This window comes from Chryseobacterium sp. GVT01B (assembly GCF_019970045.1).
Taxonomy (GTDB): Bacteria; Bacteroidota; Bacteroidia; order Flavobacteriales; family Weeksellaceae; genus Chryseobacterium.
In genome coordinates this window covers 583,441-607,428 of record NZ_JAHXYI010000002.1, presented here as the reverse complement: position 1 = coordinate 607,428, position 23,988 = coordinate 583,441, and the positions used below count along the sequence as shown (strand labels likewise).

Here is a 23,988-nt window from a genome sequence, read left to right as displayed (position 1 = left end):
AATGGCAAAATTACCCGTATCAGCCGACGAAATCATCAGTGTATTCGGACCACATCAGAACTATCCGAATAAAGGAACAGTAAGATCTAATCCTCAAAATCCTGATGCCTTAATAAAAACACATTGCTGTTTTTGTGGTCTGCAGTGTGGAATTCAATTAAAAGTAAAAGACAAAAAAGTGGTAGGTTTTGAGCCCTGGAACGATTTCCCATTTAATGAAGGAAGATTATGTCCGAAAGGTGTTCAGAGGTATATGCAGGACAACCATCCGGATCGCTTACTTTCACCCTATAAAAGAGTAGAAGGAAAAGGGTTTGTACCTATAGAATGGGATGAGGCATACGATGCAGTCATTAAAGAAATCAGAAGAATACAGGATCAATATGGTAAAAACGCTTTTGCAATGCTTTCCGGTGTTTCGCTGACCAACGAAAAAAGTTATATGGTCGGAAAATTCGCCCGTGTTGCCTTAAAAACTGCTAATCTTGATTACAACGGCCGTCTTTGTATGGTAAGTGCAGGTGCAGGAAATAAAAAAGCATTCGGGATGGATCGTTCTTCTAACAGTTGGGCAGATTTGGCACATGCAGAAGTCATTCTCATTACCGGAGCCAATGTAAGTGAATGTTTTCCGGTTCTTACACACAAGATTTGGGAAGCCCGAGATAATGGTGCGAAATTAATTGTGATTGATCCACGTCAGATTCCTATTGCAAGAACTGCTGATATTCATTTGCCCCTTAGACCGGGAACTGATTCTGCATTAACGAATACGATGCTTAAAGTTCTGATTGATAATAATTGGCTGGATAATGATTTCATCAACAATTATACTTCAGGATTTGAAGAAACCGCCGAGGCAGTAAAAGAATGTACATTAGAATGGGGTGAAGCCGTAACAGGAATTCCAAAAGAATTGATTTTTAAAGCCGCAGAAATGTGGGGGAAAGCAAAAACCAGCTTCCTGATGCATGCCCGTGGAATAGAACACCATTCCAAAGGAGTTCAGAATGTTTCAAGCTGCATCAATTTGGTGCTGGCAACAGGCAGAATCGGTAAACCTTATTGCGGTTATGGAACAATTACCGGACAGGGAAACGGTCAGGGTGGAAGAGAACATGGTCACAAATGCGATCAGCTTCCCGGAAACAGAGATATTGAAAACCCGGAACACAGAAAATTTGTAGCCGATATATGGGGAATCAAAGAAGAAGATATGCCGCGAAAAGGATTGAGTGCTTACGAGATTATCGAAGCCATCAACCGCGGTGAGATCAAAGGACTTTTATCAATTTGTTTTAACCCGCTGGTTTCCTTACCCAATAATAACAATGTTCGTGCAGCATTAGAAAAACTGGAATTTTATGCCGGAATTGATTTCTTTTTATCCGAAACCCTGCGTCATGCCAACATCATTCTTGCAGGCTCATTACAGGAAGAAGAAGAAGGGACAACCACATCCGCCGAAGGTAGGGTAATAAGAATCCGGGCTGTAGTAGACCCGCCTGGGAAAGCTAAAAAAGATAGTGAAATCCTGATGGAACTGGCAAGAAGATTAGGCGAAGGAGATAAATTCAATTATAAAAATAGCGAGGAAACTTTTAATGAATTAAGAATAGCATCAAAAGGCAGTGCCGCAGATTATTACGGTATTACCTACGAAAGAGTAGAAAAGAATTTAGGCATTTTCTGGCCTTGTCCCACTGAAGATCATCCGGGAACACCAAGACTTTGGGAAGACAGACAGTTTAATACCAACGATAAAAAAGCACATTTCAATCCTACTCCTTACAAAAAACCAACCGAAGAGCCGGATGAAGAGTATCCGATTGTTTTAACTACAGGAAGAGTGGTAAGCCAATATTTAAGTGGTTCACAAACGAGAAGAATTGGAAAATTGGTAGACCTGTATCCGGAACCTTTATTGGAAATTCACCCAAATCTTGCAGCTAAATATGGTATTGAAGAAAATGATCTGATCAAAGTTTCTACCCGAAGAGGAAGTGCTTTGTTCCCTGCAAATGTGGTGGAAACAATCAGACAGGACACGGTATTTATCCCTTACCATTGGGGTGGTGTAAACTCAGCCAATCAATTAACCATTGATGCTTTGGATCCTGTTTCAAAAATTCCCGAGTTTAAGGTCTGTGCCTGCAAAATAGAAAAAACAGGAAGGAAAAAAGGAGAGCATTCAAAAGAATTTGCCAATCAAAGCAGAGACATTCAATATTAAGTAAAGAAATTATGGCAGAGCAATTTGAAAGATTTAATGATATGGAGTTTTTCGTTGACATGCAGCGATGTATAGGCTGTCACTCGTGTGAGATGGCTTGTGCAGAGTGCGAAACCAATGGAGAAACCTCAATGATTCATATTCATTATGTGGACAGAGCAGAAACGATTCAGACTACCGTTCAGGTATGTATGCACTGTGAAGACCCTATATGTGCCAATGTTTGTCCGGCAGATGCCATCACAAAAGATGAATACGGAATCGTTCACACTGCAGATACTTCCAAATGTATCGGTTGTGCCAACTGTGTTATCGGCTGCCCGTTCGGAGTTCCGCAAATTCCGGATCAGAGCGCAATGCTGATGATGAAATGCAACATGTGCTACGACAGAACCAGTACAGGGCTGAAGCCTATGTGTGCGACGGTTTGCCCGAGTGGAGCATTAACCTTTGATACCAGAGAAAACGTAGCTAAAAAAAGACCCAACAGTACACCGGTAAACCGCTTTATTTTCGGAAAAGAAATAGTGAAAACAAAAGTAAATATAATGATGCCGAAAGGCAGTGAAGAATTAAAAGTCTTTTAAAACTAATTACAATGTCAGAAGATAATAAAAAAATACCCGCCTGGAAAGCAGATTTTCCGACTAAAAAGCGTGAAGCAGCCTACGTTTCCCGAAAAGAATTCATCAAATTGATTACCTTTTTCTCAGGGACTTTAGCTTTGGCCAATGTTGCAATTCCTGCATTCAATTTTTTTAAAGAAGAAAAGGAAATAGGGCAATATTTCGTTGGATTAACTACAGATCTCAATGTAGGTGGAATGCGGACATTTTATATCAATGAAGACCATAGAACACCTTATATGCTGATTCGTCTGGCAGAAGATAAATGGAAAGTCTTCGAGCAGAAATGCACCCACCTTTCCTGTTCCGTTTTATACAATCATAATGAAAAAGTCATAGAATGTCCTTGCCACCACGGCTTTTTCAATCCAGAGGATGGTTCTGTTATACAAGGACCTCCACCCAGACCACTCCCGCAGCTTACAGTTGTCATCAAAGAAGATAAAATATTCGTAACAGATTTCGTAAAACAAACCGCAGAATCTCACGGATAGATTCACCCCAAAATAAATAAAGATGTCAGTACGAAAGAAACCCATAAAAAAAGTAACCTTCAGAGTCAATGAAATGCTTGTAGCCATTATCAGTATTTATATTTTACTGGTAAGTCTGCAGATGTGGCTTCTGTTTGGAACCATCAATAAAGCTTTAGACAAAGAGCATCTGGACTTTTCAACCTATTCAGCCATTGCTTCAGTCATCATATTTCTATGTACAGTTTTCTTTTTAAGATACGTACCCGATATCCCGACAGGTCAAAATAAAAAACAGGAAGATGAGAATGACCATGCCTACTGATCTGCTTGATTCTTTTGGCAGAAAACATGATTATCTAAGACTTTCGATTACCGATAGCTGTAACTTCAGATGTCTGTACTGTATGCCGGATGAACCTTTTAAAAGTACACCATCCATTGAGTTGATGACAAGTGAGGAGATCTTTGAAATTGCAAAAATTTTTGTTGATGAATTTAACATCAATAAAATCCGGATTACAGGTGGAGAACCGTTGGTAAGAAATGATTTTGAAACAATTATCCGCCAGATTTCAACATTAGGGACAAGTATTGGAATAACAACCAATGGTGTTTTGCTTCACAAATATTTTGAATTATTTCAGGAATGTGGTGTTAAAAACCTCAATATCAGTATTGATTCTTTAGATCGGGATAAGTTCAAATATATTACCAAAAGAGATCTGTTTCAAAAAGTATGGGAGAATATCAAAGAAAGTATCAAAAGAGGATTTAATGTTAAGCTGAATGTGGTCATCATGCGGGGTTTCAATGAAGATGAAATTCCTGAATTCATTGCCTTATCACATCATTACCCGATTGAGCTGAGGTTTATAGAATTTATGCCCTTCAGCGGAAACTCCTGGGAAAAGAAAAAAGTTATTCCCATTGCGGAGATGCTCAGTCTGATTTCTCAGCATTTCATGTATGAAAAAATAAAAGATCATAAAAATGATACTTCCAGAAAATATAGAGTCAATAAAGAAAGTAAAGGTGTTTTTGGTTTGATTTCTACCATGAGCAATTCATTTTGTGCAGGGTGTAACCGGATCAGAATAACTTCCGATGGAAAAATGAAAAACTGCCTTTTCGGTGCCGATGAGTTTGATTTGCTTAAAGCTTTAAGAAATAAAGAAGAAATAACAGAACTCATACAACTCGGTATGGTCAAAAAACACAAAGAAAAAGGCGGACAATTTTCTGAAATGGAAAGTGTCAGGAACCAATCAATGATTAACCGGAGTATGATCAAAATAGGTGGATAAAATTTTTATCAACCGATAGGACAAAAAAGACATAACGAACTGCACTAAACTCAATAATTTATTAACAATGAGAGAATTAATTAAATGCATTGCTGTTGTAATGATAACATTCACAATGACGCAATGTACAAAATCGGAAACGGCCCAGGCTGAAAAACATGCAGAAACTTCACAAGCCACTTCTGAAAAAGAAAACCATAAGCACGATGATAAAGATGATTTCAAATATGTAAGCCGGGAAGTACAGGTAAAAGGAGATGTAGTCAATCCACTTACTTTAACCGTAGATTCTTTGAAAAAAATGAATGTGAAGGAACTCTCTGACTTCAAAATTGTCTGTCAGAGTGGTTTAACCAAAGACAGTATAGAATCTACAAAAGCTGTTCTTCTTACTGATATTTTAGGTAAAGCAAAAATTGCCCAAAAGGACCATAAAGACCGTAATTTTTACATTGTTGCCCGTGCCTCAGATGATTATAAGGCTACATTTTCATGGGCAGAATTATTCAACAATCCGGCAGGGGAAAAAGTATATGTAGTTTTTGAACAAAACGGAGAACCACTCAAGAAAAAAGGTGAAATGATTGTGGTAAGCCTTTCCGATACTAAAACAGGCCCGCGTCACGTAAAATGGCTGAAAAGCATAGAAGTGACGAAAGTAAAATAATCAATTTGAAAAACTAGAAAATAAAAAGATGAACCATTTTATATCCGTTTCCGAAGCCAGAAAAATTATTCAGAATCAAATTTTCACAACAGAGAAAACGGAGCTTTCACTTTTAGAAGCACAAGGGTTTTATGCTGCGGAAGAAATACGGGCAACTTTAGATGTTCCCTCTTTCGATAACTCAGCAATGGATGGATATGGTTTCCGTTTTGAAGATCTTGAAGATTTTACAGAATTGAACGTAACCCAAATCATTCCCGCAGGAATTTCAAAAAAAGACTTTGTTTTAGGCAGAGGAGAAGCCGTTCGCATTTTTACAGGTGCTAAAATTCCGGACGGTGTTGATACTGTAGTGATGCAGGAAAAGGTAAAACAGAATGAACATCTTATTCATTTTGGTACTAATGAAATTCAAAAGGGTGAAAATATTCGTCTGAAAGCTTCACAGACACCGTCAGGAACTGTGATTGTTGAAAAAAACACATACATCAATCACGCACTGATCGGATTTCTGGCAGGATTTGGGATTGAAAAAGTTACGGTTTATCAGCGTCTGAAAATAGGACTTGTTGTTACTGGAAATGAATTGGTTGAACTGGGAAATTCTTTGGCAGAAGGCGAAATTTACAATTCCAACAGATATACTCTGCAGGCGGCTTTAGCAGAAATCAATCATCAGTTTTCGTGTATAAAACATGCTGAAGATACAGAAGATGCGACATTCCATGCGATAAAAGAAGCTTTACATCATAATGATATTGTACTCATAACAGGGGGAATTTCGGTCGGGGATTATGACTATGTGAAACCTGCTCTGGAAAAACTGGACGTTAAAGAATTATTCTACAAGATCAGGCAAAAACCTGGAAAACCGCTGTTCTTCGGAAAACAAAATGAGAAATTTATTTTTGCATTACCCGGAAATCCGGCTTCTGTTTTTTCCTGTTACCATCAGTATGTGAAGCCATTCCTGCTTGGATGCTTCGGTCGTCAAAATTTTGAAGAAGAAATGGATTTTGCTATTTCAGAATCTTACGTAAGAAAAAAAAGCAATGAGCAGACTCAGTTTCTGAAGGCATTATATTCCAAAGGAAATGTTCGTATTCTCAGCGGTCAGGAATCCTATAAAATGAATTCGGCAGCTCAGGCCAATTGTTTGGTAGAGTTTTCTGAAACGGCCACCGAAATAAATATTGGTGAAAAAGTGAAAATATGGAAAATCTGAAAATCAAAGGCAGGATATGGATAGAAACCGGATCCGGTCTGAAGATTGGTATCGGAAGAGCCAGGCTATTAGAACATATTCATCAGTTGGGAAGTATAGCAGAAGCAGCAAAAGCACTGAAAATACCCTATCGGAAAGCCTGGGGAATTGTACGTGATATTAATTCTAATGCCTCCTGTGAAATTGTTACAAAAGAAGTGGGAGGAAAATCCGGAGGGCAAAGCCAGCTCACTGATTACGGAAAACTCATCGTTGAAAAATTCAAAACAGCAGAAGAGTCTTTTTTGAAATTCTCAAAGGAAACCATTTAAAATAATATGAAAGCAATTGTTTTAGCAGGCGGCCAAAGCTCCAGAATGGGTCAGGACAAGGCCCTGATGAAGCTTGGTGAAAAAACTGTAATAGAATATGTAATAGATAATCTGTCACAGGTTTTTGATGAGGTCTATATTTCTGGTAATCATTCAAATTATCCTGATTCTAAAGAAATTATTATCTGTCTTATGGCTATCCGAAAGAAGGAAGATCATTCATAACAGCATTAAATTATCACTTTTAAAAATGAAATAATGACACTTAAAATATTTGGAAAACTTACAGACATCTTCAAGAATGTTCAATATGATTTAGACACGGAAAACATCAATACTGTTTCTGATTTAAAAAAATTGTTGTATGAAAAATTTCCGGCTTTAAAAGAACTTACATTTTTAATTGTCATGAACGGGGTAAAGGCTGAAGACGAGCAATCCATTTCCGGTGATGCAGAAATCGCTTTACTGCCGCCTTATTCAGGTGGTTGATTTTAATAATCTGATAATCAGAAGTAATGAGAGCCTTTTAGTAAGCCGTTGGCTAACCTTATGTTGAAAATAAAAACTTCTTTAAGAATGGATTTAAAAAGATACAACCGACAAATGATACTCCCGGACTTCGGAATTACTGCACAGCAAAAACTCGCTGAATCTTCAGTTTTGGTTGTCGGTGCAGGAGGTTTGGGATGTCCCGTTCTTCAGATTCTGGTTTCTTCCGGAGTAGGAGCAATAGGAATCGTTGATTTTGATATTGTAGAGACGGATAATCTCCACAGGCAGTTTCTGTACGATGAACAGGATGTGGGAACACCAAAAGTCATTGCAGCAGTTGAACATTTGAATAAGATGAATACAGATACTGAGATTGCAGCATTTCAGGAAATGCTCACATCAGATAATGTATTTTCCATTATTCATAATTTCGATGTTATAGTAGACTGTACGGATAATTTTACAACCCGGTATTTACTCAATGATGCCTGCGCTCTGCTGAAGAAACCATTGGTCTATGCATCTATTTTCAGACATGAAGGCCAGATTTCTGTTTTCAATGTGGAAAAGGACAATAAGGTAACCAATTATCGCGATCTTTTTCCGACACCACCCAATCAGAATGAAGTCCCTGATTGTAACGAAGCAGGAGTTTTACCAGCGCATTCGGCTGTGATAGGTACTTTTCAGGCCAATGAAGTAATCAAGCTGTTAATTGGCTCGGAAGATTTGCTGATTCATAAACTGTTGTCTTTCAATACCAGAAATTACCAATCAATGATTGTTAATTTTAATCCATGCAAAGAAAAATCAGAACCTGAAACAATTGAACAATTTAAAAATTTTAACTACGAAGAATTCTGTAATATCAGGAAAGAAAATGACATTCGGTCAACTGCAGATTTACAGACATTTCTGAATCAGAAAAGCAGTATTCTGATTGATGTCCGGGAAACAGATGAGCTGCCGAGATTAAACTTATTCCAGGCTTTGGAAATTCCGTTAGCTTCTCTCGGACAAAATTTGAAAACATTAGAAAACTACGAGAATCTCTGCTTTATCTGTGCTTCAGGAAAAAGAAGCAGAAAAGCGCTAGAACTTACAAAATCCTATTTTCCGGAAAAAGAAATCAAACATTTTCCAGCCGGAGCAAAATCAATATTATCATGAAAAAAATAAAAAATATATTTATTGAAGGTCCTATCAGCACCTCATTTGTCGCAGAAAGTATCGCCAAACATACCGTTAAAACCAATATTGGCGGACACAGTATTTTTCTGGGGCAGATTCGTGAAGACGTGATTAATGATAAAAAAATTCAATCCATGGAATTTACTACGTATCAGAAAATGGCATTGGAAAAAGCCCATGATATCCGGGAAGAAATCATCTCAAAATATAAGCTGATATGTGCGCATATTTACCATTCATTAGGAAATATCGAGGTTGGCGAGATCTGTTTATTTGTCTTTACTTCTGCTGAGCATAGAAAAGAAGCCATCAATGCCTGTGACGAAATGGTAGATCGAATTAAGAAAGAAATTCCTTTGTGGGGAAAAGAGATTTTAGAAGATCAATCCCATACCTGGAAAGAAAACAGATAAGCATAAAATAAGGATTCAACAACAAAATTAATTACAGGAATATGGTCAATATCACTCACAAATACAGTACACTTAGAAAAGCTATTGCCGAAGCAGTAGTTAGCGTAAGTTCACAGGATACGATCGATGCAATTGTAAATCATAAAGTTCCGAAAGGAAATGTATTTGAAATGTCTAAGACTGCAGGATTATTTGCAGCCAAAAAAACAAGTGATGTTATTCCGGACTGCCACCCGCTTCCGATAGAATATACCTCAATTCAGTTTGAAATCAGGAATCTCGATATTCATGTCACCTCGGAAATTCATACCATTTACAAGACCGGAGTAGAAGTGGAGGCCATGCACTCTGCTTCTGTAGTTGCACTCACAATGTATGATATGCTGAAGCCGATTGATAAGAATATTGAAATCAAAAATATTAAGCTGCTGGAGAAAAAAGGAGGAAAATCAGATCGTAAAGATTCTGGCGAAGGTATTGATGCATCCGTAATTGTTTGTTCTGATAGCATTTTTGCCGGGAAAAAAGAAGATAAAGCAGGAAAAGCAATTGTTGCCGCTCTGGAAAAACATCATGTAGCTATTAATGATTATGTTGTTATTCCTGATGAAATCAAGGAAATTCAGGAAAAAATTAAATCAGATGTAGAACAGGGAACCAGACTTATCATGATCACGGGAGGAACCGGATTGTCAAAACGGGATGTAACCCCTGAAGCTGTTCGCCCTCTCCTGGAGCGGGAAATTCCCGGTGTTGCAGAAGCTATAAGAAGCTACGGACAGCTGCGAACCCCTTATTCAATGCTTTCCAGAAGTCTGGCGGGTATGATTGGTGATACCCTTGTCATTGCGCTTCCGGGCTCTACAAAAGGAGCAGAGGAATCAATGGACGCCATATTTCCCGGAATTCTTCATATCTATAAAATAGTGGCCGGAGCCCAACATTAAAAACGGAGCAAAATCAACACAATAAAATAATCTAAATATTTAAAAAATGAGCATCAATATCCAATCTGCGTTAGGAGAATATCTGTTTTTAGCCATGGGAGAATGTAACGGACATAAAGTCGTTATGGGAATTGGCTACACCTTTGAATATGCTGATAAAAAAGCAAAACAATTTGAGTCATCAAGTGGCGGAACTGTTAAATACATTGATATTTCTGTGATAAAAACCGGTGATAAAGAAAAATGTAAAACATTGGAAAAACTAAAGTAATTTTGTTTTGTAATGCTTTGATTGATCAGAAAACCTTATCTTTTTAATCAGATAATAATTTTACATCTTTCTTTTATGCAGTTAATGTTATGAATAAATGGACTCAGTTAAAATTTGTATTAAGTATATTTTTAATTTCATTTGTAATTCTCAGTTGCAAAAAAAAACAATCAGACAGTAAGAATAATCTTGGGAGTTCTGTAATTTCTGTTGCTGCGGCTGCTAATCTCAGAGATATTTTAGAAGAATTTAAAGACGCCTATATAAAAGAGAACGCTGGCAGAAAAGTTGAAATTAGCTATGCATCTTCAGGATTGCTCGTTCAGCAAATAATAAATGGGGCACCTTTCGATCTGTTTCTTTCAGCAGATTCTTCATTTCCTGAAAAGCTTAAAAGTAACAATAAAACTTTCGGTAATTCTTCAGTCTACACGTATGGAAGAATTGCTTTGTGGAGCTCAAATTTAGACGTTTCGGGAGGTTTGAAATTAGTATTAAATCCGAATATTAAAAAAATAGCCATTGCCAACCCAAAATTGGCTCCTTACGGAAAAAATGCTGTTGAAGCTTTAAAAAAATCCGGTTTATATACGATGATTGAACATAAAATTGTGTGGGCTGAAAACATTAATCAGGCAGCACAATTTGCCTCTTCCGGTAATGCTGATATTGCTTTTGTAGCACTTTCTAATGCGGTAGGCAAAGAAATGACGGGAAAAGGAAAATTTTATGAGCTTTCAGAACAGGAATCATCACCAATTCCGCAAAGCGGTATTATTCTGAAAGGGAAAAAGACAACGGAAGCACAGCTTTTTTTCGATTTTATTAAGAGTGAAAAAGCAATAAAAATCTGGAAAAAATATGGCTATAAACCTGTAATTAAATTCTAATGCTGGATCAGGATTTTGTTTATACCTTACTTCTCACCGGAAAATTGGCACTCGTGACCACTACTATTCTGGTCATAATTGGAATCCCAGTGGCTTACTGGATTACCTATTCACGGTTTAAACTGAAATTTATCGTTGAAGCGCTCATTTGTATGCCTATGGTTTTGCCGCCAACGGTGATGGGGTATTACCTTTTGGTAGCCTTCAGTCCTGATAATGCTTTTGGACAATTTTTAGAGCAGTATTTTGATGTCCGGCTTGCTTTTTCATTTAACGGAATTGTTATTGCAAGTATTATCGCCAACTTACCTTTTATGATTCAGCCCCTTCAGAACGGTTTCTCGTCATTGCCCGACGAGTTGAGGCAGGCTTCCTATACGATGGGTAAATCCAAAATCGTTACGCTGATTAAAGTTCTTCTTCCCAACATAAAAACTTCCGTTATTACCGGAATTGCTCTTACGTTTGCACATTGTATCGGCGAATTTGGTATTGTCATTATGGTGGGCGGAAACATTCCTAAAGAAACCAGAATTGCATCCGTTGCAATATATGACCAGGTTCAGGCTCTCAATTTTGAAGCCGCAAACCGATATGCATTTGTACTTTTTATTCTTTCATTTCTTACTTTAGTGCTGATTTATAGTATCAACCGTAAAGTTAATATGACAACATTCCGATGATTGAGATCAATATAAAACATCAGATTTTTACCTCCTCTGGAAATCAGTTTCTTGAGATTAATGAGCAATTTGAAAAAGGAAATATCATCCATGTTTCCGGAGATTCTGGAATTGGAAAAACTACTTTTTTTAAAATTATATCAGGATTAATAACTCCGGATTCCGGACTCCTTACAGTAAATAATACGGTTTTAACTAATACAAAAGGCAAAACCTTTCTGCCACCTCAAAAACGCGATATTGCATTGATGTTTCAGCATTATGCTTTGTTTCCCAATATGACTGTAAAGAAAAATATTGAATTTGCGCAGAAAAAGAAGGATGAAGAGATTATTAATCATCTTTTGAAAATATTTAATCTGGAAAATCTGGAAAACGCAGTTCCTTCCAGGCTTTCCGGTGGTCAGCAGCAAAGAGTTGCGTTGGCAAGAACATTGGTTCAGAATGCCAGGGTTGTCCTCTTAGACGAACCTTTTTCAGCTGTTGATCCTTCAATGAGGAAGATAATGAAAGAGGAGATTGTGAAAACTTCTATCAATCAGGGATCAACCTTTTTTATCATCAGTCATAACGAAAATGAGTTTGAAGATTATGCTCATAAAAAAATGGTTATCAGATGATTTTTTAAACTAATGAGTTTAGCCGGGATACTCCATCATTTTCATTACACTTCCGAGATCTTTCAAATCTTTAATTTTATAATCGAAAATTATTTTTACTTTTTCTTTCACTACTACAGCCATATCATGAATAGGGCAGGGATTTTCGCTGCTGCATATTTTAAGACCTAAAAGACATGAAGTTAAAACTCCTTTTCTTTCAAGACTTTCGTATATATCCTGAATGGTTAGTCTTTCAAACTGCTCATCATTGAGATAAAATCCGCCCCCTTTTCCTCTTCCGGAAGAAATCAGTTGTTTCTTGGTAAGCTGCTGAAGAATTTTCGAGGTGAAATGAGTAGGCGTACCAATCTGTTCAGAGATATCAATTATTCCTATTTTTTTTCTCTCGGACGCCAGCACGATACAGGCTTTGATGGCGTATTGACATGTATATGAAAATATCAGCATTATTTTATCTAATTATTTAAGCTAAGAATAATATCTAAAGTACAAAAATACAAAATCCTGCCTGAAATAAAGTAACTATAAAATAAAGTGAGGTTTAAGGTATTCTACTCATTGTAAGCTTTTTTATTGTGTGATTCTCTCATATTCACATTTCACAATACCTTTTTTCTAACAAATGTGAAATATTTTTATTAAAGATCATGATTATGATTTTTGACAGAAATCAGAAAAATAATTTTAAATAGGATGTTTTTGTCTTATTTAAAAAGTAATTTTGAAATTCAAAATATAGATTGATGATAGAAAATTCTTTAGCCTCTGCCCACAAAGTCCTTTTCCTGAATACTCTGGCATTCATAATCTGCTTTGCATGCTGGACAATGAATGGGGTATTGGTAACTTATCTGGTTGATAATGGTATTTTTAACTGGTCGGTAGTAGAAACAGGCTGGCTTCTGGGAATACCCATTCTTACCGGTTCTATCATGAGGCTGCCCTTAGGAATTCTAACGGATAAGTATGGGGGAAAACCTGTATTCGCAACATTACTGTTACTTTGCAGCATCCCTTTATTCTTACTTTATTTTGCGAATTCATACTGGATTTATTTTTTATTAAGTGCTTTATTCGGAATGATAGGAACCGGATTTGCCATAGGAATCGCCTTTACTTCTGTATGGTATCCGAAAGAATGGCAGGGAAGAGCGTTGGGGATTTTCGGAATGGGAAATGCCGGTGCTGCCTTAACTACATTTTTTGCACCCGTTTTACTGAATTATCTGTCTGCAACTGATCCGGAAAACGGCTGGAGAATGCTTCCTGTCATCTACGGAATTATACTCATCCTGATTGGACTGATCTTTATATTCTTTGTTAAAAATAAAAAAGCTGAAGTACAGGATAAAACAATGTCAGATCTTCTGGCTCCGCTTTCCAAGCTTAGAGTATGGAGATTCGGACTGTATTATTTTCTTGTTTTCGGATTGTTTGTAGCATTTTCTCAATGGCTGCTTCCTTATTATGTCAATGTTTATAAAACGTCATTGATTCTTGGAGGGCTTTTAAGCTCAGCTTTTAGTTTACCAAGCGGAGTTATAAGAGCTTTTGGAGGTTACTTGTCAGATAAATTCGGAGCAAGAAAAGTAATGAATTGGGTGCTTTATTCTTCTCTTATTCTGAGCGGTTTTCTTATGCTTCCTAAAATGGAAATATTGACACCGGGTAAAGGAATCACCGCAAAGAAAACAGGAATAGTTACTGAGGTTTCAACCAATAAAATTGTATTAGAACAGGAAGTTCTGAATATCCAATCCAAACCCGAAATTCCTGAACATACATCAGTACTTCCCGAATCCTTTTCATGGCAGGAAGTTTTAGTGAAGCAAAACCAGCAGGTAAACAAAAAACAATTGTTGGCACAAGGTCACACACTTATCAAATTTGAAGCTCACATCTGGGTGTTTTCTGTTCTGGTTATTCTCCTTGGAATTATGTGGGGGATTGGTAAAGCAGCGGTTTATAAATACATCCCTGAATATTTTCCAAATGAAATAGGCGTCGTTGGCGGTATGGTCGGACTTATAGGAGGACTGGGAGGTTTTATCGGACCTATTCTTTTTGGGTATCTCCTTGATTTTTCGGGATTGTGGACCAGCTCGTGGATCTTTGTATTCATCATTTCAGCCATCTCTCTTTTCTGGATGAATCATGTTATCAAACATATGACGTACAAGGAGGCTCCTCATATCAAAGATAGAATTGAGCATTGATCATAATACAAAAATTTCTAATTTAATATCACTACAGATGAATAACTCAGAATGGTTATCCAACTATGATCCTTCAGACGAAGGGTTCTGGAACTCTACAGGAAAAAAAATTGCCTGGAAGACACTTACAATTACTACTACAGCATTACTTTTTTCTTTTGCTACATGGTTTTTATACAGTGTTATTGTCATTAAACTTCCACAGATTGGTTATCAATTTTCAGATGATCAGCTTTTCTGGCTTGCAGCAATGCCTGGCCTTGCCGGTGGTATATTAAGGATTGTAAATACCTTTCTCATTCCTATTTATGGCACCAAAAAAGTAATTTCCATAACCACTTTTATTAAAATCATACCTCTGCTCATGCTTGGGTTTGCAGTAATGAATCCGGATACTTCTTTCCAGTATTTCATGATTATCGGCTTTTTAATGGGAATTGGCGGTGGAGATTTTTCATCTTATATGCCTTCAACTTCTTTATTCTTTCCCAAAAAAGAAGCAGGAACCGCATTGGGAATTCAGGCTGGGATTGGAAATTTCGGAGTAAGCCTTGTACAGTTGCTCTCTCCACTCATCATGAGTTTGACAATATTCTCGTTCCTTGGAGGAGGTGAAACAATTGTCGCTACTGGTAAGAAAATTTATCTTGAGAATATTGCATTTATTTATGTTGTTCCCTTATTTATAACAGGTATCTGGGCTTGGTGTTCTTTAAAAAGTATTCCGGTGATGGCTACTTTCAGAGAACAATTGGATATTTTCAAGGATAAACATACCCTGTACTGTACAATGACCTACATTATGACTTTTGGAATCTTTGCAGGTCTATCTGCCTCTTTTCCATTAATGATTAAAAACCTGTATGTTCCTTTAGATAAAGATCTGGATCCTTTGCAATATGCATTTTATGGTCCCCTTATTGGTTCTGCCACCAGAATTATTTTTGGTAAAGTGGCTGATAAAATAGGAGGTGCATTTCTTACACAGCTTACAGGATTATGCTTAATTCTTCTTTTCCTGGCTTTGATTTTTGGTGGATATCTAACACCTACCAGCAAAAATGATTTTAATGGATTTTTAGCAATTATTCTTTGTGTATTCTTTTTTACTGGAATTGGAAATGCCGCAACCTTTAAACAATATCCGGTTATTTTTTCAAATTCTCCCAGAAAAGCAGCTGGTGTGATAGGATGGACAGCTGCTGTGGCTGCTTTTGGTCCGTTTGTTTTCAACGTGCTGATCAGTCAGTCCCGAGCTATTTCCGGTGATGCCCGTTTATTTTTCTGGTTTCTTATCGCAGGCTGCGTGATGGCCACTTTTGTGAATTGGTATTTCTATACAAGAAAAGGCTGTGAAAGACCTTGCTAGACCTGTAGATAATTAAAAAAGCGCAATATAAATTGTTTAAAGATGTTAAAAAAAATAATAGCGGCTGGAGTTTTAGTTCTAGCTTTCAGCCATGCGAATGCACAAATGGATAGTTTAAAATTGAATTTTGATCTGAGAAGTAGAGGAGAACTGGATAATGGGGTAAAAACCTTAATTCCAAGAGGAAAATCTGCTGAAACTACAGTTCTCTCACGAGCCCGTTTCGGAATCGATTATTATTACAAAAGACTGGAAGTTTATATCAGTGCACAAGATGTAAGAACATGGGGAGAAAAAACAACTACCGCTGGGAAAAATCAAAATTTTACCTTGAATGAGGCCTGGGCAAAATATCAGTTTTCAGACAAGTTCGCAATGAAACTTGGTAGACAGATTCTTTCTTATGATAACGAACGTTTAGTAGGTGCGCTTGATTGGGCTATGCAGGGAAGAAGCTTTGATGCTTTGAAAGCGGCTTACAAAATCAATCCGAATGCCAGAATTGAAGCTGTTGTAACGTATAATAATGACGATAATGACACCAATGACCTCCCTGAAAAAGAAATCTACAGCATTGCTGAAAGTGGTGAAATCACAAAATCTCTTCAAATTATCCATTACCAATACATGGGAAAAGATCATTTTCAATTTTCCGCTATTGCGATGAATAATGTGCTTCAGAATCCTTCAGGTACCCATTATGACATGATAACTTTTGGGGTGAATGCCAAAAAGTATTTCGAAAGGTTTGGCGTTTTTGGTTCTGCATATTATCAAACCGGGAAAAATACTCAGGCCCAAAGTAAATCTGCATACCAGTTTTCTGTCAATTCCGATTTTATAATTCATCCGAAGTTCAATCTAGTTGCCGGAACAGAATGGCTTTCAGGAGGGGACTATGATACTGAAGCCGGTAAGAACAGGTCTTTTAGTCCTTTGTATGGCACCAACCATTTGTATAATGGTTATATGGATTATTTCTACCTTGGAAACAGTCATTTCAACAGCTTTGGATTGAATGATTATTATTTAAAATCAAACTTTAAGATCAGTTCCAATTCCCAGTTGCAAACCAATTTCCATGTATTTACTTCAAACGGAAAATTAGGATTTAATAACGCAGGAGAAAAATATTCATCCTATTTGGGAAGCGAATTAGACATGGTTTTTACCCATACATTCGGAAAAGTGATTACTGCAAATCTTGGACATTCATTTATGTTCACAGGTGAAAGTATGAAGTTTGTTAAAAATGTTCCTGATCCTAAAAATTTACAGACATGGACCTGGTTAGGGATTAAGATTGCTCCTAATTTCAAATTAAAGTAAAGAATAAAAAGAGAAGAGTAGTGGTTATCATTACTCTTTCTGTTTTTAAGATACATGATTGTTTTGGGAATAGTTATACATTCTGAAGCAGAGTTCTATTTAGTTGTAAGAAAGGTATTATCTGAAGTAATTTTAAAGAAAACTATTTAATTTACTGACAACATTCTCCCAAAGCTTATCCTTCATATTTCTTTTAAAAAAACCAAAGTGGTCAATCTTTTTCAACCCTAATTCTGAAGGAACCAGTTTTGTAAAAGATATTTCTTCCTTACTTTTAATATGCTGCCAATAAGATTCAGTATTTTTCTCGCTTGATATTGTATCATCTATCGTCCAGTATAAATGAATAGGGAATGTATAATTCTTGAAATGACCTACAGGGACAGTCTTGCCATAGAATTTCGGATCGAAAAAGTAATCTTTCTTCTCTAGCCAGTTACGCCATTCAGATACAACATTTTTAGGGAGATTTTCCATTAATCCAAAGGCTTTAGCTTTTACATATCCGGTCATTAAAACACTGACTGGAGCAAAAATGTAAAAATAAAAGTAAGCTTTCATTCTGTAAGAAAATGGCATATTGTGGTAATAGCCGGCTGATACTGCAAAATTAATCATTCCTTTTACATTATCCAGATTTTTCATAAATCCGATTTGTTGTCCTCCGGCACTGTGTCCCACAATCATAAATGGAAGATCAGGGAATTTTTTGTTCAGAAAATCTTTGATAGCAGGCATGTCTTTTACTCCATAGTCTGAAAATGTGAATTCACATGTTTTTAAATTTTCAGAAGAAGAATCTCCACTTCCTCTGTAATCCCAAAGACAGCACAGAAAGCCATTTTCTGCGAGATAGGTGAGGAAAGATAAATAAATTTCTTTTTTTGTTCCGGTGCCGCAATTAAATTGAATGACTGCTTTAGGGGTATCCGGGGTGAAAAGGATTCCTTTAAGTTTTACACCGTCTTCACATATTGTTTCAAAGCTTTCCGTTTTCATATTTTAATTAGACTTTAAAAAATTAATGATACGTTCCATTACAAACGGTTCCTTCAATATCCTGAAGTGACCTGTATTTTCAAGTTCTTCAAGATTGCCGTTGATCCAATTTTCATTTACAATTCTTGCCTGCCGTATAGGAATAATTTTATCTTCTTTATCATGCAGTATCAAAGCTTCTTTTACATGGATTTCTTTTACAAACTTACTGACACAAATTTTAGTGACTTCTGTATGTAATTCTGCTTCTAATTTTCGGATAAGGATCTGTTTTGTTTTTTCATTGATTCCCACTTGAGAAGAAATGGAATTTATGCGCTCCAGAAATGTATCAGGAGTAGTCATCAGAATATATTTATCAATCTCAAAATGAGGAATCCTGCTGAGCGCATAGGTTGTGATCATAGATCCAAACGAGTGGCTGATAATTTTTTTAATGCGGTATTGTTGCAGTATAAAAATAATAAGATCACTGAACTCTAAAAGGTTGGTTTGCTTTTTTGTGCTAAAACCATGTGAAGGTCCGTCGAATGCTAACACATAATAATTCTGCTCAACAAGACTTTCAATAATATCGGCGAAATTACCGGAATGTCCTTCCCATCCGTGTATAAGTAAAATAGGATCATTATTGGGTTCTCCCCATTGATAAAACTGGATATTGAACTTTCTGAATAGTATTTTCTCTTTATATGCTTTATCCAGAATATCTATTTCATGAATATTACTTTTTTTTAGTTTTGGATTTGTTAATGTTTTATAAGCAAAATAAGCCATTGTATTAGGGAATAATCGTGAGCTTATGTTGATGATTTTTTTCATACAATAATTTTTAAAAGTAGTATGAGTAGATGCTTACATGACATATAATTCATTTCTTACTTTCTCTGTTAAATTTAGTGAATACCTGAATTCATTTGTAATATTTAACTATGTAAGACTAGGCTTCTGTGATAGAAACCTGGTCTTGGAAAATGCTTTATTAAAACATTGGGTGTGGATTTGCTGAAGTTTGTGGTACATTTTCATGGACATCCCAATGCTCCATTATTTTTCCGTCATGCATTCTAAAAATATCCATTGTAGATTTCAACGAACCATCCTTGTTTTTATTTTTAATATGAACGAAAACAAAATCTCCTTCTGCTGCAACATGTTGAACGTCAACTTTTACTTTTTCAGCACCTTTGAACCATATTTCTGCCGCTTTTTTAAACGCATCTGCACCATCAGCTACCCTTGGATTGTGTTGAATATAATTTTTGTCCACATACCGATCAACTGCAGATATATCTTTATCTCCAAACATCTGCTGATAAAAGCTCAATACAATCTCTTTATTTTTTTGTGCTTGTTTAATATCAGTACAATCAATTTTTGTTTGGGTATTTTGCGCAAAGCATAGGACTGAAGATAAAATTATTCCACTTAGAATTATTTTATTGATACTTTTTCTCATAAATTTTATAACTAATTTGTTTGAACTGTAATATTATTGATTTGAATGTTATTTTTAAATTGGAATTATATTATTTCTCAATTAAATCTAATTGAGAATCAATTTTTGAAATCAGATATCACTAAGTCTTATTTTTTTAGAAGTTACAAGTTTTATTATTATGCCAGTGAATACCAAATAAAGTGATCCTAAGAATATAAATGAAGGATTATAAAAATGAGTACAAACTTAACAATCATGCCTTTTGTTAGTATTAAAAATCATTGTCATTATTTGTTGAAATTTGTCATTTTCTATCAATAATAGAGTTTTGTTCTATTTTATAAATGTGAACAGTAAGAAATAGAGTAAATTTTTTTATTGCAGCTATTTTATAAAAATAAGAGAATGATATACTTAAAGATATACCATTCTCACCTTCTAAATAAAAAACAGGATGAATTTGTTAATGATATGAAATTTTATTTTTTCTCTTTAAAATGTGCAATCCCGGATATTTCTACAGAAGCATTTGCGGGTAGATCTGCAACAGCAATACATGTTCTGGTTGGAAACCTGGTTTTAAAATAACTACCATATACTTCATTTAATCTGCTGTAGTTTTTCATGTCTTTTAAATATATGATGGTACTTATAAGATCGTCGAATGTCAGATTGTAAATTTCAAGCTGAATTTTAAGATTTTCCATCACCTGTTTCACTTCCGATTCAAAAGTTGAATCAGAAAGTTGAGATGTAGCAGGATTGATTCCAACCTGTCCGGATATAAAAACCATTTCGCCTACTTTTAACGAGGGTGTATAAGGAACTTTGTTTGCCATAGTGTTTTGTGCTTTGATTATTAAATTGCTTGCTATTAATAAGAATAACGGAATGAATTTTAACATTTTTGTTCAGTTTTTAAATGAAATAACAGGATTAAACCTTCTCAAGTTGTACCAATTCATTAAATAATTCCTCTGTATAAACCATATTGTATCCTGCCTCTCTGGCAAATAAAATAGGTTTTTCATAGATGTATTGTAATTCCATTGGCCGTCCAAAATCATAATCCAGTTTCATACTTGGCGCATAAGGGATCATTTTTTGTGTAAAAGCAATCATTTCCTGATCAAAATTTTCGGGTAATAAAACATCACAGGCTTTTGCCGCTTCTATAACTTCTTTCATTATTATTTTACACCGCTTCAGGTCTTTAGGATCATCAAGTATCTGATTTGTTGTTTTGTCCAGTACCACTGATAAACCGTTAAAAGTCATATTCCATACAAGTTTTTTCCAACGGAGTTTTTTTAAAGACTGATGAGATGATGGGACACCTGAACTTATTAATTGTCCAGAAAAATTATCCAATAGAGAAGGTTCCTGAAGATTATAACTTCCTAGGTCAAGGTTTCCGTAATCTTGATGAATCACCGTCCCTTTTTGAGTTTTATGACTGGATATAAGGGCTGCACCACCTGCAAGCTGTAAAGAAGGTAATTGAGCAGACAAGTCTTCCTCCATTCCCAAACCATTTTGCACCAGAATTACAATGCTGTCATTATCCACAATATCAGCGAGTATCTTAGGGAGTACTTCATTGTTCTGAGTAGTTTTTAATGCCACGATTACGATATCAGATTTTGGCATTTCCTTAGTGCTTTTGTAAGCGTTTACAGAGGGAAGAATAATATCTTTATGTGCATTTGAATAAAGCTTCAACCCATTGGATTTCACATATTCGTAATCACTGCGAAGGAGAAAATCAACATGGTGTCCTGCGTTTGCCAGCATAATTCCGTAATAACTTCCTACAGCCCCTGTTCCAATAATGGAGATTTTCATATTTTTATAAGTATTTGTTATCCGATCCGGATAATAGTGTTTTAAATAAAAATTTCACCTTTCAGATATAATGCTGCTTTTCCAGCAATTTCAATTCTCTTGTTCAATAACTTACAATAAAGCTCACCACTACGTTGAGACGGTTGAAAAGCATAAAGTTCATTTTTATTAAGCTGAGCTGCCCAATAAGGTGTTAATGTAGTGTGTGCAGATCCGCATACAGGATCTTCGTTTACTCCTACGGCGGGAGCAAAAAAACGTGAAACAAAATCATATTTCTTGCTTTTTGCTGTTACGATAATTCCCCTTGCATGTAGAGCAGCTATTCCTGGGAGATTGGGTTTCATTGTACTGATATCTTCTTCATTTTCAAATATCAGCATATAATCAGTTTTTCCTTTATATGCAGCAATAGGGGTTTTGTCTGTGGTAGATAAAAGTTCATGAGTTAAGAAAACTTCGGAGAATTCATCTTCCGGGAAATTCAATGTAAAAAGGCCATTTTCTATTCCCACTGATAAGAGTCCGCTTCGGGGAGAATGAAATTCAATCTGATCACGTTGATAATTTTCATAATAATAAAGAACAAATGCTGTTGCAAGAGTTGCATGCCCGCAAAGGTCTACTTCTGTATTGGGAGTAAACCAGCGTATTTCTACATTGTTTTCTTTAATTACATAGAAAGCAGTTTCTGAGAGATTATTTTCTGCAGCAATTTTTAATAATATTTCATCAGTTAACCAACTGGTGAGTGGGCAGACCGCAGCCGGATTTCCTTTAAATACTTCACTTGTAAAAGCGTCTACTTGATATATTTTCATTTTCAAAATTTTTGTATTGCCGGTAAAATTATTAAAGTCTGATTATTCAAAGCAGATACAGGTATTGTGTTTTAACAGGATACAGGTGCTATTGATTTTATTTACCTTAAAATCTTTCTATTTTCCTGTGAGAAAAAAGCCGTTTTTACAAGCTGTAAAAACGACTCCAATTTTTTTTCATTTTTGAGTTTTTAGAATACATATTTGCTCTTTCTAAAAAATTTTAGTCCATGTTGTGTGTTTTTTCCCGGACTATTAAATCATGTGTTTATTAATGAGGGTGACTTTAAACTCCCTGTGCAAATATATTGGGATATTTTTACTTATGTTTAGTTTGTCTGATGTCAATATTTGTTGAAATTTTCTGTTTGTTGACGTTTGAGTTGGGTGTTGATAAAATAACTAATATTCAATAGATACATACTTTTATTTTTTTTGGAATTTTTTATGAGTTGATTTTTCTTTAGAATTGGGTTTATATGATTTAAAGGTTTAAAATATAGCAATGAAGAGGCTGTATGCAATGAGAAAATACAGTTTGACAAATTTTGACAAATCTTGGCAAACATCAACAAATGGTTTTTTTTTCAGATAAATGAATTGATAATAATTTTGCTGTCATAAAGATAACAGATATGAAAAAAATTATTATCAGCATTTTAATGTGCTATGGATTCAGCTTAAATGCACAAACCGGAAGTGTAGGAATTAATACAAACAACCCTGATCCTTCTGCAGTTTTAGATATTAATTCTGCGAATAAAGGATTATTAATTCCCAGAGTATCTTTGCAAAGTTTAACTGATGGGACTACAGTTCCATCACCGGCAAATGGATTGTTCGTTTATAATACTAATAGTAATTTATCAAGTGGGACAGGTCTCTATACGAATTCTGGTACTGCCGTGGCTCCTAGCTGGCATACATTTCTTCCATATAGTGTCAATTACGTATTGGATAATGCTTATTCAACAACTGCAACAAATAGTATACAATACGTTTTTCCTGCTTCCGGTACTACCGTTAATAATATAGATCTTGCATTAGGATTAACCGTGGCAATTCCTGCAATGAGCACGGTTCAGATAGTTGTAACTTACTCCACTCCAATAGGGTTTTCTAAGCCTGCTTCTGATACTTTTGGTGGTTATATGGGAGTACGCTTTTTAAGAAACGGAGTTGAAGCTCAAGGCGGGTCCAGAAAATATTCTATAAACCAGATTTTTAACCAAACTAGTGGTAGTTATATAATGACTAGTGTTGGTGCAACATTTGTCGAAACTGTTACTAATAATACAAGCACTGTTGGAACTGTAACATACAATCTGAATGGGTATATAGAAAAGAGCCAAGGTACAAATGCAGAAACTTTTATATTTAATATGTTCTCTGCTACTGGGGGTAATTTTAATTGGGGTCGAGGAACTATGTCTGCTCAGGTTTTCAGAAAACCACTTTAATGAATAAATTATAAGAGTAATACGGGGTATTCTATGGATTACTTAAAGAATATACATATAGGAGAGCTAATAGAAATAAAATGGAAATCAACGGGTATTTCCATAGAGAGAACCTGTAATTTTTTTAAAGCTACCGAACCTGAGATACAAAAA

At 35.7% G+C, this 23,988-nt stretch carries 28 protein-coding genes; 21 read left to right on the top strand and 7 right to left on the bottom strand.

The annotated features are described in order from the left end of the window. Window position 1 precedes the first annotated feature (1 nt). The 17 genes from LC457_RS06195 (at window position 2) to LC457_RS06115 (ending at window position 12,352) form a co-directional block, all read left to right on the top strand. Window positions 2-2,233, top strand: a complete 2,232-nt coding sequence (locus LC457_RS06195; protein ID WP_223599094.1) for a molybdopterin oxidoreductase family protein — start codon at window positions 2-4, stop codon at window positions 2,231-2,233. A gap of 11 nt (window positions 2,234-2,244) precedes the next feature. Beyond that, window positions 2,245-2,820: a 4Fe-4S dicluster domain-containing protein gene (locus tag LC457_RS06190; protein WP_223599093.1), complete on the top strand. Its 576-nt coding sequence runs from the start codon at window positions 2,245-2,247 to the stop codon at window positions 2,818-2,820. 11 nt (window positions 2,821-2,831) lie between these two features. Beyond that, the gene (locus LC457_RS06185; RefSeq protein ID WP_223599092.1) at window positions 2,832-3,353 is read left to right on the top strand and encodes a ubiquinol-cytochrome c reductase iron-sulfur subunit; all 522 of its coding nucleotides are present in this window, start codon (window positions 2,832-2,834) and stop codon (window positions 3,351-3,353) included. A 22-nt stretch (window positions 3,354-3,375) separates the two neighbouring features. After that, window positions 3,376-3,657 (top strand): DUF6755 family protein, encoded by a 282-nt coding sequence (locus LC457_RS06180; RefSeq protein WP_223599091.1) that lies wholly within the window; start codon window positions 3,376-3,378, stop codon window positions 3,655-3,657. Beyond that, complete coding sequence (gene moaA, locus LC457_RS06175) at window positions 3,635-4,639, top strand: GTP 3',8-cyclase MoaA (RefSeq protein ID WP_223599090.1); 1,005 nt, start codon at window positions 3,635-3,637, stop codon at window positions 4,637-4,639. The genes LC457_RS06180 and moaA overlap by 23 nt, the downstream gene beginning before the upstream one ends. Window positions 4,640-4,706: 67 nt before the next feature. Then, window positions 4,707-5,306, top strand: a complete 600-nt coding sequence (locus tag LC457_RS06170; RefSeq protein ID WP_223599089.1) for a molybdopterin-dependent oxidoreductase — start codon at window positions 4,707-4,709, stop codon at window positions 5,304-5,306. Between the two features lie 28 nt (window positions 5,307-5,334). Further along, window positions 5,335-6,531 carry a molybdopterin molybdotransferase MoeA gene (locus LC457_RS06165; RefSeq protein ID WP_223599088.1) on the top strand — a complete coding sequence of 399 codons (1,197 nt, stop codon included), beginning with the start codon at window positions 5,335-5,337 and terminating at the stop codon, window positions 6,529-6,531. After that, window positions 6,519-6,842, top strand: a complete 324-nt coding sequence (locus LC457_RS06160) for a winged helix-turn-helix domain-containing protein (RefSeq protein WP_223599087.1) — start codon at window positions 6,519-6,521, stop codon at window positions 6,840-6,842. Before LC457_RS06165 ends, LC457_RS06160 begins: the two co-directional genes overlap by 13 nt. 6 nt (window positions 6,843-6,848) lie before the next feature. Continuing rightward, window positions 6,849-7,067, top strand: coding sequence for an NTP transferase domain-containing protein (locus tag LC457_RS06155; RefSeq protein WP_223599086.1), 219 nt, complete (start codon window positions 6,849-6,851; stop codon window positions 7,065-7,067). Between the two features lie 33 nt (window positions 7,068-7,100). Continuing rightward, the gene (locus LC457_RS06150) at window positions 7,101-7,334 is read left to right on the top strand and encodes a MoaD/ThiS family protein (RefSeq protein ID WP_223599085.1); all 234 of its coding nucleotides are present in this window, start codon (window positions 7,101-7,103) and stop codon (window positions 7,332-7,334) included. A gap of 87 nt (window positions 7,335-7,421) precedes the next feature. Then, window positions 7,422-8,507, top strand: a complete 1,086-nt coding sequence (locus tag LC457_RS06145; RefSeq protein WP_223599084.1) for a HesA/MoeB/ThiF family protein — start codon at window positions 7,422-7,424, stop codon at window positions 8,505-8,507. Next, on the top strand, window positions 8,504-8,941 hold the full coding sequence (locus tag LC457_RS06140) for a molybdenum cofactor biosynthesis protein MoaE (RefSeq protein WP_223599083.1): 438 nt from the start codon (window positions 8,504-8,506) through the stop codon (window positions 8,939-8,941). The genes LC457_RS06145 and LC457_RS06140 overlap by 4 nt, the downstream gene beginning before the upstream one ends. Window positions 8,942-8,982: 41 nt before the next feature. Then, window positions 8,983-9,888, top strand: coding sequence for a bifunctional molybdenum cofactor biosynthesis protein MoaC/MoaB (moaCB, locus tag LC457_RS06135; protein WP_223599082.1), 906 nt, complete (start codon window positions 8,983-8,985; stop codon window positions 9,886-9,888). A 46-nt stretch (window positions 9,889-9,934) separates the two neighbouring features. Beyond that, window positions 9,935-10,159: a hypothetical protein gene (locus LC457_RS06130; RefSeq protein ID WP_223599081.1), complete on the top strand. Its 225-nt coding sequence runs from the start codon at window positions 9,935-9,937 to the stop codon at window positions 10,157-10,159. An 89-nt stretch (window positions 10,160-10,248) separates the two neighbouring features. Further along, window positions 10,249-11,049, top strand: a complete 801-nt coding sequence (gene modA, locus LC457_RS06125) for a molybdate ABC transporter substrate-binding protein (RefSeq protein WP_223599080.1) — start codon at window positions 10,249-10,251, stop codon at window positions 11,047-11,049. Continuing rightward, on the top strand, window positions 11,049-11,732 hold the full coding sequence (gene modB / locus LC457_RS06120; RefSeq protein ID WP_223599079.1) for a molybdate ABC transporter permease subunit: 684 nt from the start codon (window positions 11,049-11,051) through the stop codon (window positions 11,730-11,732). Before modA ends, modB begins: the two co-directional genes overlap by 1 nt. After that, window positions 11,729-12,352: an ATP-binding cassette domain-containing protein gene (locus LC457_RS06115; protein ID WP_223599078.1), complete on the top strand. Its 624-nt coding sequence runs from the start codon at window positions 11,729-11,731 to the stop codon at window positions 12,350-12,352. Before modB ends, LC457_RS06115 begins: the two co-directional genes overlap by 4 nt. Window positions 12,353-12,370: 18 nt before the next feature. On the opposite strand, the gene LC457_RS06110 is transcribed toward LC457_RS06115, so the two are convergent. Next, a complete protein-coding gene (locus LC457_RS06110) occupies window positions 12,371-12,802 on the bottom strand; it encodes an Rrf2 family transcriptional regulator (protein WP_223599077.1) in 432 nt (143 codons plus the stop codon). Window positions 12,803-13,098: 296 nt separating this feature from the next. On the opposite strand from LC457_RS06110, the gene LC457_RS06105 reads away from it, so the two are divergent. The 3 genes from LC457_RS06105 to LC457_RS06095 are packed head-to-tail and all read left to right on the top strand — an operon-like array spanning window position 13,099 to window position 17,269. After that, entirely contained in the window at window positions 13,099-14,571 is a 1,473-nt protein-coding gene (locus tag LC457_RS06105; protein ID WP_223599076.1) for a nitrate/nitrite transporter, read from the top strand. A 37-nt stretch (window positions 14,572-14,608) separates the two neighbouring features. Further along, window positions 14,609-15,940, top strand: coding sequence for an MFS transporter (locus tag LC457_RS06100; protein WP_223599075.1), 1,332 nt, complete (start codon window positions 14,609-14,611; stop codon window positions 15,938-15,940). 42 nt (window positions 15,941-15,982) lie between these two features. Continuing rightward, on the top strand, window positions 15,983-17,269 hold the full coding sequence (locus tag LC457_RS06095; protein WP_223599074.1) for an alginate export family protein: 1,287 nt from the start codon (window positions 15,983-15,985) through the stop codon (window positions 17,267-17,269). 132 nt (window positions 17,270-17,401) lie between these two features. Here LC457_RS06095 and LC457_RS06090 read toward each other — a convergent pair whose 3' ends face one another. The 6 genes from LC457_RS06090 to LC457_RS06065 all read right to left on the bottom strand — a co-directional run bounded on the left by LC457_RS06090 (window position 17,402) and on the right by LC457_RS06065 (window position 22,375). Then, complete coding sequence (locus tag LC457_RS06090; protein WP_223599073.1) at window positions 17,402-18,268, bottom strand: alpha/beta fold hydrolase; 867 nt, start codon at window positions 18,266-18,268, stop codon at window positions 17,402-17,404. A gap of 3 nt (window positions 18,269-18,271) precedes the next feature. Next, window positions 18,272-19,090, bottom strand: coding sequence for an alpha/beta hydrolase (locus LC457_RS06085; RefSeq protein WP_223599072.1), 819 nt, complete (start codon window positions 19,088-19,090; stop codon window positions 18,272-18,274). Window positions 19,091-19,250: 160 nt separating this feature from the next. Then, window positions 19,251-19,727, bottom strand: a complete 477-nt coding sequence (locus LC457_RS06080; protein ID WP_223599071.1) for an ester cyclase — start codon at window positions 19,725-19,727, stop codon at window positions 19,251-19,253. A gap of 461 nt (window positions 19,728-20,188) precedes the next feature. After that, a complete protein-coding gene (locus LC457_RS06075; RefSeq protein WP_223599070.1) occupies window positions 20,189-20,614 on the bottom strand; it encodes a Rid family detoxifying hydrolase in 426 nt (141 codons plus the stop codon). 31 nt (window positions 20,615-20,645) lie between these two features. Then, window positions 20,646-21,554 carry a 2-dehydropantoate 2-reductase gene (locus tag LC457_RS06070; RefSeq protein WP_223599069.1) on the bottom strand — a complete coding sequence of 303 codons (909 nt, stop codon included), beginning with the start codon at window positions 21,552-21,554 and terminating at the stop codon, window positions 20,646-20,648. A 41-nt stretch (window positions 21,555-21,595) separates the two neighbouring features. Then, window positions 21,596-22,375: a PhzF family phenazine biosynthesis protein gene (locus LC457_RS06065; protein ID WP_223599068.1), complete on the bottom strand. Its 780-nt coding sequence runs from the start codon at window positions 22,373-22,375 to the stop codon at window positions 21,596-21,598. Between the two features lie 635 nt (window positions 22,376-23,010). Between LC457_RS06065 and LC457_RS06060 the strand changes: the two genes are divergently transcribed. Further along, window positions 23,011-23,835: a hypothetical protein gene (locus tag LC457_RS06060; protein WP_223599067.1), complete on the top strand. Its 825-nt coding sequence runs from the start codon at window positions 23,011-23,013 to the stop codon at window positions 23,833-23,835. Window positions 23,836-23,988: the final 153 nt, after the last annotated feature.

What these genes read in the sequence shown, in the direction of transcription:
- LC457_RS06165 (WP_223599088.1), top strand. Translation starts at nt 5,335, where the DNA reads ATGAACCATTTTATATCCGTTTCCGAAGCCAGAAAAATTATTCAGAAT.
- LC457_RS06190 (WP_223599093.1), top strand. Translation starts at nt 2,245, where the DNA reads ATGGCAGAGCAATTTGAAAGATTTAATGATATGGAGTTTTTCGTTGAC.
- LC457_RS06090 (WP_223599073.1), bottom strand. Translation starts at nt 18,268, where the DNA reads ATGAAAACGGAAAGCTTTGAAACAATATGTGAAGACGGTGTAAAACTT.
- LC457_RS06085 (WP_223599072.1), bottom strand. Translation starts at nt 19,090, where the DNA reads ATGAAAAAAATCATCAACATAAGCTCACGATTATTCCCTAATACAATG.
- moaCB (WP_223599082.1), top strand. Translation starts at nt 8,983, where the DNA reads ATGGTCAATATCACTCACAAATACAGTACACTTAGAAAAGCTATTGCC.
- LC457_RS06130 (WP_223599081.1), top strand. Translation starts at nt 9,935, where the DNA reads ATGAGCATCAATATCCAATCTGCGTTAGGAGAATATCTGTTTTTAGCC.
- modA (WP_223599080.1), top strand. Translation starts at nt 10,249, where the DNA reads ATGAATAAATGGACTCAGTTAAAATTTGTATTAAGTATATTTTTAATT.
- LC457_RS06180 (WP_223599091.1), top strand. Translation starts at nt 3,376, where the DNA reads ATGTCAGTACGAAAGAAACCCATAAAAAAAGTAACCTTCAGAGTCAAT.
- LC457_RS06065 (WP_223599068.1), bottom strand. Translation starts at nt 22,375, where the DNA reads ATGAAAATATATCAAGTAGACGCTTTTACAAGTGAAGTATTTAAAGGA.
- LC457_RS06185 (WP_223599092.1), top strand. Translation starts at nt 2,832, where the DNA reads ATGTCAGAAGATAATAAAAAAATACCCGCCTGGAAAGCAGATTTTCCG.
- moaA (WP_223599090.1), top strand. Translation starts at nt 3,635, where the DNA reads ATGAGAATGACCATGCCTACTGATCTGCTTGATTCTTTTGGCAGAAAA.
- LC457_RS06110 (WP_223599077.1), bottom strand. Translation starts at nt 12,802, where the DNA reads ATGCTGATATTTTCATATACATGTCAATACGCCATCAAAGCCTGTATC.
- LC457_RS06140 (WP_223599083.1), top strand. Translation starts at nt 8,504, where the DNA reads ATGAAAAAAATAAAAAATATATTTATTGAAGGTCCTATCAGCACCTCA.
- LC457_RS06115 (WP_223599078.1), top strand. Translation starts at nt 11,729, where the DNA reads ATGATTGAGATCAATATAAAACATCAGATTTTTACCTCCTCTGGAAAT.
- modB (WP_223599079.1), top strand. Translation starts at nt 11,049, where the DNA reads ATGCTGGATCAGGATTTTGTTTATACCTTACTTCTCACCGGAAAATTG.
- LC457_RS06170 (WP_223599089.1), top strand. Translation starts at nt 4,707, where the DNA reads ATGAGAGAATTAATTAAATGCATTGCTGTTGTAATGATAACATTCACA.
- LC457_RS06100 (WP_223599075.1), top strand. Translation starts at nt 14,609, where the DNA reads ATGAATAACTCAGAATGGTTATCCAACTATGATCCTTCAGACGAAGGG.
- LC457_RS06145 (WP_223599084.1), top strand. Translation starts at nt 7,422, where the DNA reads ATGGATTTAAAAAGATACAACCGACAAATGATACTCCCGGACTTCGGA.
- LC457_RS06155 (WP_223599086.1), top strand. Translation starts at nt 6,849, where the DNA reads ATGAAAGCAATTGTTTTAGCAGGCGGCCAAAGCTCCAGAATGGGTCAG.
- LC457_RS06075 (WP_223599070.1), bottom strand. Translation starts at nt 20,614, where the DNA reads ATGTTAAAATTCATTCCGTTATTCTTATTAATAGCAAGCAATTTAATA.
- LC457_RS06160 (WP_223599087.1), top strand. Translation starts at nt 6,519, where the DNA reads ATGGAAAATCTGAAAATCAAAGGCAGGATATGGATAGAAACCGGATCC.
- LC457_RS06070 (WP_223599069.1), bottom strand. Translation starts at nt 21,554, where the DNA reads ATGAAAATCTCCATTATTGGAACAGGGGCTGTAGGAAGTTATTACGGA.
- LC457_RS06150 (WP_223599085.1), top strand. Translation starts at nt 7,101, where the DNA reads ATGACACTTAAAATATTTGGAAAACTTACAGACATCTTCAAGAATGTT.
- LC457_RS06080 (WP_223599071.1), bottom strand. Translation starts at nt 19,727, where the DNA reads ATGAGAAAAAGTATCAATAAAATAATTCTAAGTGGAATAATTTTATCT.
- LC457_RS06105 (WP_223599076.1), top strand. Translation starts at nt 13,099, where the DNA reads ATGATAGAAAATTCTTTAGCCTCTGCCCACAAAGTCCTTTTCCTGAAT.
- LC457_RS06060 (WP_223599067.1), top strand. Translation starts at nt 23,011, where the DNA reads ATGAAAAAAATTATTATCAGCATTTTAATGTGCTATGGATTCAGCTTA.
- LC457_RS06195 (WP_223599094.1), top strand. Translation starts at nt 2, where the DNA reads ATGGCAAAATTACCCGTATCAGCCGACGAAATCATCAGTGTATTCGGA.
- LC457_RS06095 (WP_223599074.1), top strand. Translation starts at nt 15,983, where the DNA reads ATGTTAAAAAAAATAATAGCGGCTGGAGTTTTAGTTCTAGCTTTCAGC.